This window comes from Methylobacterium sp. WL6 (assembly GCF_008040095.1).
GTDB lineage: Bacteria > Pseudomonadota > Alphaproteobacteria > Rhizobiales > Beijerinckiaceae > Methylobacterium.
This window is the reverse complement of sequence record NZ_VRVH01000187.1, coordinates 1-8,949: the sequence shown is the minus strand read 5'-3', so window position 1 is coordinate 8,949 and position 8,949 is coordinate 1. Positions and strand designations below refer to the sequence as shown.

9 protein-coding genes and 2 pseudogenes are annotated in these 8,949 nt (G+C 67.5%); 8 read left to right on the top strand and 3 right to left on the bottom strand.

All coding sequences use genetic code 11. The features are described from left to right. A partial coding sequence (gene queG / locus FV230_RS19825; RefSeq protein ID WP_147843607.1) for a tRNA epoxyqueuosine(34) reductase QueG occupies nucleotides 1–822 on the bottom strand: 822 nt, incomplete at its 3' end. 29 nt (nucleotides 823–851) lie between these two features. Continuing rightward, on the bottom strand, nucleotides 852–1,544 hold the full coding sequence (locus FV230_RS19820; RefSeq protein WP_147727635.1) for a glutathione S-transferase family protein: 693 nt from the start codon (nucleotides 1,542–1,544) through the stop codon (nucleotides 852–854). A 259-nt stretch (nucleotides 1,545–1,803) separates the two neighbouring features. On the opposite strand from FV230_RS19820, the gene FV230_RS19815 reads away from it, so the two are divergent. From FV230_RS19815 to FV230_RS19795, 5 genes and pseudogenes are all read left to right on the top strand, one after another. Next, complete coding sequence (locus FV230_RS19815; protein WP_147727639.1) at nucleotides 1,804–2,607, top strand: undecaprenyl-diphosphate phosphatase; 804 nt, start codon at nucleotides 1,804–1,806, stop codon at nucleotides 2,605–2,607. Between the two features lie 112 nt (nucleotides 2,608–2,719). After that, nucleotides 2,720–4,591, top strand: a complete 1,872-nt coding sequence (locus FV230_RS19810) for a methylmalonyl-CoA mutase subunit beta (protein WP_147843606.1) — start codon at nucleotides 2,720–2,722, stop codon at nucleotides 4,589–4,591. Nucleotides 4,592–4,700: 109 nt separating this feature from the next. After that, nucleotides 4,701–5,087, top strand: coding sequence for a hypothetical protein (locus tag FV230_RS19805; RefSeq protein WP_147843605.1), 387 nt, complete (start codon nucleotides 4,701–4,703; stop codon nucleotides 5,085–5,087). 182 nt (nucleotides 5,088–5,269) lie between these two features. Further along, nucleotides 5,270–5,692, top strand: coding sequence for a hypothetical protein (locus FV230_RS19800; protein WP_147843604.1), 423 nt, complete (start codon nucleotides 5,270–5,272; stop codon nucleotides 5,690–5,692). A gap of 24 nt (nucleotides 5,693–5,716) precedes the next feature. Then, nucleotides 5,717–6,439: pseudogene (locus FV230_RS19795) on the top strand (glutathione S-transferase). Between the two features lie 13 nt (nucleotides 6,440–6,452). Here the strand turns inward: FV230_RS19795 and FV230_RS19790 are convergent. Then, the gene (locus tag FV230_RS19790; protein WP_281408307.1) at nucleotides 6,453–7,103 is read right to left on the bottom strand and encodes a ParA family protein; all 651 of its coding nucleotides are present in this window, start codon (nucleotides 7,101–7,103) and stop codon (nucleotides 6,453–6,455) included. 131 nt (nucleotides 7,104–7,234) lie between these two features. On the opposite strand from FV230_RS19790, the gene FV230_RS19785 reads away from it, so the two are divergent. The 3 genes and pseudogenes from FV230_RS19785 to FV230_RS19775 all read left to right on the top strand — a co-directional run. Continuing rightward, nucleotides 7,235–7,495 (top strand): PepSY domain-containing protein, encoded by a 261-nt coding sequence (locus FV230_RS19785; RefSeq protein WP_147729719.1) that lies wholly within the window; start codon nucleotides 7,235–7,237, stop codon nucleotides 7,493–7,495. 301 nt (nucleotides 7,496–7,796) lie between these two features. Then, nucleotides 7,797–8,549 (top strand): pilus assembly protein TadG-related protein, encoded by a 753-nt coding sequence (locus tag FV230_RS19780; RefSeq protein ID WP_147843602.1) that lies wholly within the window; start codon nucleotides 7,797–7,799, stop codon nucleotides 8,547–8,549. A gap of 68 nt (nucleotides 8,550–8,617) precedes the next feature. Next, nucleotides 8,618–8,949: pseudogene (locus tag FV230_RS19775) on the top strand (hypothetical protein); the annotation flags it as partial.

Sequence of the window (8,949 nt, the reverse complement as noted above, 5' to 3'; positions counted from 1 at the left end):
GAGGGCGGCGAGCTCGGCCAGCGGCGGCGCGTCGAGGCCGGGATCGGCGGCCATGCGCGCGTCCTGCGCGACGCGGGCGAACTTGTTCCAGGGGCAAACGGCGAGGCAGTCGTCGCAGCCGAACACCCGGTTGCCGATGGCGGTGCGGAACTCCGCGGCGATCGGGCCGGCATGCTCGATCGTCAGGTAGGAGATGCAGCGGCGCGCATCGAGCCGGTAGGGGCCCGGGAAGGCGTTGGTCGGGCAGATGTCGAGGCAGGCGCGGCACGAGCCGCAATGGTCGGTCTCGGGCGCGTCCGGCTCCAAGTCGGCCGAGGTGTAGATCGCGCCGAGCAGCAGCCAGTTGCCGTGATCGCGCGACAGCAGCACCGTGTGCTTGCCCTGCCAGCCGAGACCGGCCGCCGCGGCCAGGGGCTTCTCCATCACCGGGGCGGTGTCGCAGAACACTTTCACCCGCACGTCGCCCTTGGCTGAGAGGTAGCCGCCGAGCTCCTTCAGCCGGCCCTTCACCACCTCGTGATAGTCGCGGCGCTGGGCGTAGGCCGCGATCGCGCCGCGATCCTTCTTCGCGAGCAGATCGAGCGGGTCGGTCTCCGGTCCGTAGTTCGTGGCGAGCACGATGATGCTGCGCACCCCCGGCCACAGGGTTTTGGGCGATGCACGCTGGTCGGCGCGGTCTTCCATCCAGCCCATCGTGCCGTGGGCGCCCTCGCCCAGCCACGCGGCGAGGCGTCCGGGCAATTCCGGCACCGCCTCCGGGCGGGTGACCTGCAGGTCGCAGAAGCCCAGGTGGCGGGCGCGGGCCTCGACGAGGCGGCGCAGGTCCCGGCCTGCGAAGATGCGGCGGTCGGTCAGAAATCCAGGTCCGCGTAATGCCCGGCCGGCGGCATGCCCGCGACACGGTCGGCGAGCAGCGCGCGGAAGGAGGGCCGCGATTTCACCCGGGCGTACCAGTCGCGCGCGGTCTCGTCCTCGTCCCACGGCACGTCGCCGAGGTAGTCGACGCAGCTCAGGTGCGCCGCGGCGGCGAGGTCGGCATAGGTCAGGTGGTCGCCGGCGATCCAGCGGCGCCGCGCCATCAGGTAGCCGATGTACTTCAGGTGGTAGCGGACGTTGGTGCGGGCGGCGCGGATCGCGTTCATGTCCGGCGGGCCGCCGCCGGTGGCGCTGGTCATGAAGCGCTTGGCGATCTTCTCGGTCACGAGGTAGCCGGTCACCTCCGCCTCGAACTTGACCAGGAACCAGTCCATCAGCCGGCGCACCTCGACCCGCTCGGCCGGATGGTCCGGCATCAGCCGGCGCCCGGTGAGGCCGAGGCCTCGGGTCTCGTCGAGGTATTCCGCGATGATGCCGCCGCCGGGCACGACCAGGCCGCCCTGCTCCATCAGCACCGGCGTGGTGCCGGCCGGGTTGATCAGAAGGAACTCGTCGCGCCTGTCCCAGGGCCGCTCCTCGACGAGGCTCGGCTCCAGGCCCATCTCGGCCAGGACGAGGCGGATGAAGCGCGAGTTGGCGCAGAAGGGAAAGTGATAGAGCGTCGCCATCGAGGCCGTTGTCGGACTGAAAAGGGCCGGCGGGACGCGCCGCACGGGACACCCGCGGGACCGAGCGTGGGATGATCATGATTGCTCGATCGTTGCCGCCTCATTAACACGCCGCACGGAACGCGGTAACCGCTCGTTCACCATCGTCGGCGAAGCCTTTGGGCGTCCCGCCGCGGGCGGCGATTCCACTCCCTCAGGCCGGTCGCCGGCCGGCGCGGCGCGAACGGTCGAGACCAGCGATGATGCGAGATCTGCGATGATGGATGCGATGAGCATCGCGAAGGCGGTCGTGCTCGCGGTCGTCGAGGGCGCGACCGAGTTCATCCCGGTCTCCTCCACCGGGCACCAGCTCCTGGTCGGGCACTTCATCGGGTTCCACTCGCCCAACAACACCTTCGAGGTGCTGATCCAGCTCGGCGCGATCCTGGCGATCCTGGCGGTGTATTTCCGCCGGCTGCTCGGCATCGCGTTCGCCCTGCCGAACGACCCGCAGGCGCGCCGGTTCGTGCTCGGCATCCTCCTCGCCTTCCTGCCGGCGGCGATCATCGGCGGCCTGTTCTCGAAGGTGATCAAGGCCTACCTGTTCAACCCGTGGATCGTCTGCGCGACCCTGGTCGCGGGCGGGCTCGTGCTGCTCGTCCTGGACGACACCGATCTCGAGGTGAAGAAGACCGACGTCTACGACTTCACCCTGCCGATGGACCTGAAGATCGGCATCTTCCAGTGCCTGGCGATGATCCCGGGCGTGTCGCGCTCCGGGGCCACCATCGTCGGCGCGATGCTGATGGGCGCCGACAAGCGCTCCGCCACCGAGTTCTCGTTCTACCTCGCGATGCCGACCATGGCCGGCGCCTTCGCCAAGGACCTGCTCGACAACTACAAGAACCTCAACGGCGATGACGTCGGGCTGATCGTCATCGGCTTCGTGGTGGCCTTCGTCTCGGCCCTCGTCGTGGTGCGGACGGTGCTCGACTACGTCTCCCGCCACGGCTTCTGGCTGTTCGCGTGGTGGCGCATCATCGTCGGCTCGGCGGGCTTCGCCGGCCTGATCATCTTTGGATAAAAAATACGGTCGCCGGCGTCGATTGCCTCGCCAGCGGGGCCGTGCGAGGGCAGACGGATGGGGAGAGCGGGCGAAAGACCCGCATCCCGGCACCGTTTGAAGGCCCTCCGCGATGGAAGACAGACCGCTTGCCGACCTCTTCGAGCCCGCGACCCGCGCGCGCTGGCTCGGCCTCGTCGAGGGCGTTCTGAAGGGCGCCGACTACGAGAAGCGCCTCGTCTCCAAGACGGCGGACGGCCTGCGCATCGAGCCGCTCTACGAGGCGGCCGAGCCCGTGCCGCAGCCGGTCCGCGCGGCCGGCCCGTGGCGCATCGCCCAGCGGGTCGACCATCCCGAGATCGAGCAGGCGAACCGGCAGGCGCTGGCCGACCTCGAAGGCGGCGCCGATGCGCTGACCCTGGTGTTCTCCGGCGCGCCGGCGGCCCACGGCTACGGCCTGACCGCACGCACGGTCGAAGAGCTGGAAGCCGCGCTTGCCGGCGTGATGCTGCCGCTGATCGGATTGCGCGTCGACGCCGGCCCGCTCGGGCTGGAGGCGGCCCGCCTCGTGGTCGAGCTGGCGAAGGCGCGCGGCGAGGACCTGTCGGCCTGCGACCTCGACCTCGGCATCGATCCGGTGGGCACGCTCGCCGCCTCGGGCAGCCTCGGGGCGGTGTGGTCCGAGATCGCGCCGAAGCTCGGGCAGGCGGTGAAGGACTTCGACGCCGCCGGCTTCACCGGGCGCGCGCTCCTGGCCGACGGGCGGCCCTATCACGAGGCCGGCGCCGGCGAGGCGGCCGAGCTGGGCGCGGTGCTCGCCACGGCCGTGACCTATCTCCGGGCGCTGGAGGCGGAAGGGGTGTCGCTGGAACGGGCCCGCGACGCGGTCGGGATCCTGCTCGTGACCGACGCGGACGAGTTCCTCACCATCGCGAAGTTTCGGGCGATGCGCCGGCTCTGGGCCCGCATCGAGCAGGCCTGCGGGCTCGCTCCGAAGCCGCTGCGGCTCCAGGCCGAGACCGCGTGGCGGATGATGACCCGGCGCGACCCCTTCGTGAACATCCTGCGGACCGCGATGGCGGCGACCGGGGCCGGGCTCGGCGGCGCCGACGCCGTCACCGCCCTGCCCTACACCCAGGCGCTGGGTCTCCCCGATGCCTTCGCCCGGCGGGTGGCGCGCAACAGCCAGATCGTGCTGATCGAGGAATCGAACCTCGCCCGCGTCGCCGATCCGGCCGCCGGCGCCGGCGGCTTCGAGAGCCTGACCGCGCAGCTGGCCGAGGCCGGCTGGGAGGCGTTCCGGGCGATCGAGCGCGAGGGCGGCATCGTCGCCTCGCTCAGCGTCGGCAAGCTCCAGCGCCGGATCGAGATCACCCGGGAGACGCGGGCGAAGAACGTCGCGATGCGGCGTGAGGCGCTGACCGGCGCCACCGAATTCCCCTACCTTGCCGAGAAGCCGGTCGCGGTGCTCGACGTGGCGCCCGTCGCCGCCCCCCCGGCGGCGAGCTTCGGCAGCGGAACGGCGGTCGCCTGCGACGCCCTGCCGTCGCAGCGGCTTGCCGAGCCCTACGAGGCCCTTCGCGACGCCTCCGACGGCTTCCTCGACAAGACCGGGAAGCGCCCGCAGGTGTTCTTGGCCAATCTCGGCCCGGTCGCGGTGTTCAACGCCCGCTCGACCTTCGCCGCCAACGCCTTCGCCGCCGGCGGCATCGAGGCGCTGAGCAACGACGGGTTCCCCGACGATGCGAGCCTCGCCGAGGCGTTCAAGGCCTCGGGTGCGGCGCTCGCCTGCCTGTGCTCTTCCGATGCCGTTTACGAAGCCCGCGCCGTCTCCGCGGCGAAGGCCCTGGCGGCGGCCGGCGCCGGGACGATCTACCTCGCGGGCAAGCCGGGGGCGGATCTCGCCGAACCGCTCGCGGCGGCGGGCGTCCACGGCTTCCTCCATGCCGGCGGCGACCTCCTGGCGCTGCTGAACGACGCCCTGAGGCGGGCCGCCCGCGCCTGAGCGGAGAAATCGGCAACCGATCCGGCCGTCGCGTGTTTCGAAGCGGACATGCCTGCACGCCCGCGCGGTGCGTGCCGGGCACTCGACACGCTCGCCCGATCGGGATCCGATGAAAGCACTGACGCTGGCCTCCGCCTTCCTCGTCCTCGCAGCCGCCGGCCTCAGCCCCGCCGACGCGGCCCGGAAGAAGGTCCAGATCCCCGATCGCTACGACGGCAACTGGAGCATTGAGGTCATCACCGAATCCGGCATCTGCGACCGGGCCTATCGCTACGGCGTGCGGATCCAGCGCGGCGAGGCCAGCTATCCCGGCGGCGATTTCGCGATCAGCGGCCGGGTCGCGACCAACGGGTCGGTGCGTGCGACGATCTCAAACGGGGCGGCGACCGCCAACGTCGTCGGGCGCCTCGGCCGCCAGGGGACCGGCACCGGCACCTGGTCAACCCAGGGCGGCCCCGAATGCAGCGGTCGCTGGAACGCCGAGCGCCGCGGCTAGGACGCTCCCAGGCGAAACTGGCGGTTGAAGCGGCGGTGGCGGGGGCGCCGCTGTGACGCGGAAGCGACGATGGCGCAGGATCGCGCCCGGCGCGTGCGCTGCGGCGCGGACGGCCCTGTTCCCGACAAAATCCCTGGGGAATACTCGCCTCGATCGATCACTCGTTCGAGGCTTCCCGCGCCATGAAGACCCCGCTGCTCGGTGCGCTCGCATTCCTCCTCGCCCTTGCGCCGGCCACGGCGCGCGAGCGTTCGAAGCCCGAGGCGGACAAGGTGCTGGCGCCGCTGCAGCAGGCCGCGACCGATTGCTTCGCCGAGACGGTGATGGCCAACCCGGGCGCGATGAACCACGCCCGCGCCGGTCGCTGGTTCCAGGCCGCCGGCGTGATCGGCTTTCTCTGCCGTCCCGAGGTCGACGCGATGATCGCGGCGCATGATCGCCTCTACGGCGGCGGCACCGGCGCTAAGTTCTTCAAGGGCGCCTACGCCCGCCATCTCGACCAGCAGCTCGCGCTCCGCCTCCAGCCGATGCTGGAGCGCAAGACCGTCGCCAGCGCCGAGCCGCCGGCCGACAAGGCCGCCGCCGACGAGGCCCCGGGCGAGTGACGCCGCGCGCGTGACGGCGCGGCGATGCCCTACGAGCTCTATTACTGGCCGATGCTGCAGGGCCGCGGCGAGTTCGTGCGCCTCGCCCTGGAAGAGGCCGGCGCGGCCTACGTCGACGTCGCCCGCGAGGCGGAGACCGACGGTCTCGGCCTGCCGGCGCTGACGCGGATCCTGGAGGATCTCGACGAGCCGCGCCCGGCCTTCGCACCGCCCTTCCTGCGCGACGGCGACGTGGTCGTCGGGCAGACGGCGGCGATCCTGCTCTATCTCGGCCCGCGGCTCGGGTTGGTCGGAGCGGCCGAGGGCGAGCGGATCTGGACGCACTAGATCCAGCTCACCATCGCCGACATGGTGGCCGAGGCGCACGACACCCACCACCCGATCGCGGCCGGCCTCGCCTACGAGGACCAGACGACCGAAGCCGCGCGCCGCGCCGCGCATTTCCGCGCCGACCGCATCCCCGAGTTCTTGGCGTGGTTCGAGCACGTGCTCACCCGCAACGACGGCACCCACCTCGTCGGCGATCGCCTGAGCTACGCCGACCTGTCGCTGTTCCAGCTGATCGACGGGCTGCGCTACGCCTTCCCGAAGGCGATGGCGGCGCGGCTCCCCGACCATCCGCGCGTGGCCGCGCTGCACGCGACGGTCGCGGTGCGCCCGCGGATCGCGGCCTACCTCGCGAGCCCGCGCCGGATCCCGTTCAACGAGCAGGGCATCTTCCGCCGCTACGCCGCGCTCGACGGATGATGTGATCCCATTCTCACTCAAAATTATTTATTATGTTTTGAGCAATATCGTGAATTTGATTTTCAACCTTTCCGATCAATTCGATTTGCGATGCACTCCAAGCGGCCCTATCTCCAGTAAGATCTTTCACTTGTTTATGTGCAGCAAGTTTCGATGCAGGCACACTCTGCCAAAGACTGTTCTGTATTAGTACGTTCATATCTTCTACTTGGCCAATATTAAAATCATCGTCAGTGTATTCCATCACAGGATTATAGTCTTTTATGGTCTTTTGCAGGCTTTCGGATAAATTTTCTATAGCTTCATTTATATTCTCGTAATGAGCCTTATCGGCCCTAAGCATTTTCTTATCTCTAGTATCGAATCCGTTGAAAATCCAACCGCTGAAGACCGGACGACCGTAGCCATCATAATCTTTCAACCCGTAATTATTCTGCTTGAAACGGCCAATACCTGTATTCCAGTCCGATATAAACTGTGGCAACATTTGCGCAATCAATCCAATGTAGTACTCACTGAAAGTATCAGAGGTGCATGGAATAATGAGATGATCAGATGAATAAAGAGCGGATCGAACTAGGCCGCCAAAAGAGGGGGGCAGGTCGATCATTATATAGTCGTATACCTCGCCCTTCTCACGAAGTTTTGCTTCTAATGTCCTCAATGCAACAAATTTTGCGATTCCGTTTCCGGTCAATAAATCATTGCCGACACTCAAAGAGTCTGAATAGACATTAAGCCAAAAATCTCCCGCTATGATTTTTACTTTTTTATTTGTGTGATCTCCAGTATACCATGCGCCCGACCTCCACCGTCCTCGCCCTCGTCCTCGCCGCCGGCCTGTCCGGTGCGGCGCGGGCCGACGAGAAGCTGCCGCCGGACCAGCAGGCCAAGGTCGAGGCGATGCTGAAGCAGGAAGGCTTCACCCAGTGGAAGGAGATCGAGCTGGACGACGGCATGATCGAGGTCGACGATGCCGTCGACGGCTCCGGCAAGCAGTTCGACCTGAAGCTCGATCCGAAGACCCTCGCCATCGTCAAGCGCAAGGCCGAGTAGCGCAGGGACGATGCGGGCGCCGTGCGGCTCTGCCGACCGGCGCCCAACCTGCCAGGGGTCGAAATCCGACGCTTGGTACCTGTAGCCAAACTTCCGAGAAGAGTGGCAACCGGACCCTGGCCGTTTGCCCCGAAGCGGACGTTTTGCCTTCAATCCAAGCCTGCCGTCGAGGTGTAGGCGAGGTTCGGGACTGGGCACGTCGCAGAGACCGAGGCGCTGAAGACCAAGAGCCAATGCATCTTTAACGTGTGTGTGCTGCTTTGTGAGCGTTCGGGGGAACACGCTCGCAAACGGTACCTGAATGGCTCGGCAAAGCCGCCCCCACGCGTACCGTGTCCCCTACTGGCAGCGCGCGCTGCAGACCTGGCAACGCTTCCATGCGGATCGCCGCGGTGCAGTCGCTCTGATCTTTGCGTTGACCAGCGTGGTCCTCCTTGGCTTGGTTGGCGGCGGCATCGATTACAGCCGCATAGCCTATCGCCGTAGCCAATTGCAGAGCGCCGTCGACAATGCCACGCTCGCGGCAGGTAATGCCTTGAAGCTCGCGCCATCGAATTCGACTGCGGTGGCCAGCATCGTTCAGCGGATCATCGTCGAAAATGCACCCTCCCCGCCTGATCGGCCCCTGACCGTGCAGGTTTCGGTCACCAGTGACAAGACCGGCGTCTCAGCCAGTGCGACCGACAATTTCAAACCTACCTTCGGAGCCTTCGTCGGCGTGAAGGTGATGCCGATCACAGCCCGCTCGACCGCGACGGTCATGGGCAAGATGCGCCTGTGCCTGCTCACCCTCGATCCCGCTGCTACGGGTAGCCTGCATCTGGAGAAGAACGCGAACCTGTCGGCGACGTCTTGCTCCCTTTATGCCAACTCCAAAGATGCCAAGGCGATCCAGGGTGACGACAACGCCATCGCCGAGGCTGACAGGATCTGCAGCGTCGGTGGATCGAGCACAGCCCGCGCCAACTTCGCGCCGCCTGTGACCCCGGGTTGCCCTGCGATCAACGATCCTTTGGCCAGCATCGTGACCGCACCGCCCCCGGGGGCTGCGTGACGGTGAGTTCGGCGGCCGGCCCTGGCCCAGGAAAGGGACCGGGAGGACCAGCAGCCGGCAACGTTGCGGTGACGGCCAGCACGACGCTTGATCCCGGCACGTATTGCGGCGGCCTGCATATCACCGGAACGGCCAAGGTCACACTCAACCCGGGCGTCTACATCATCAAGGACGGTCCGCTGATCGTGGATCAGCAAGCCAGCATGTCGGGTCAGAATGTCGGGTTCTATTTCATGGGCGACGCCGCTGGTCTGCGGTTCGATGCCAACACCACGATCAGCCTGTCGGCGCCGGTGAGCGGCCCCCTGGCGGGCTTCCTGATGACAGAGCAGCCGAGCGTGTCCGCGCCGGTTCCACCACCACCGGGCCCGAAAGGCTCACCCCCGCCCCCGCCATCTCC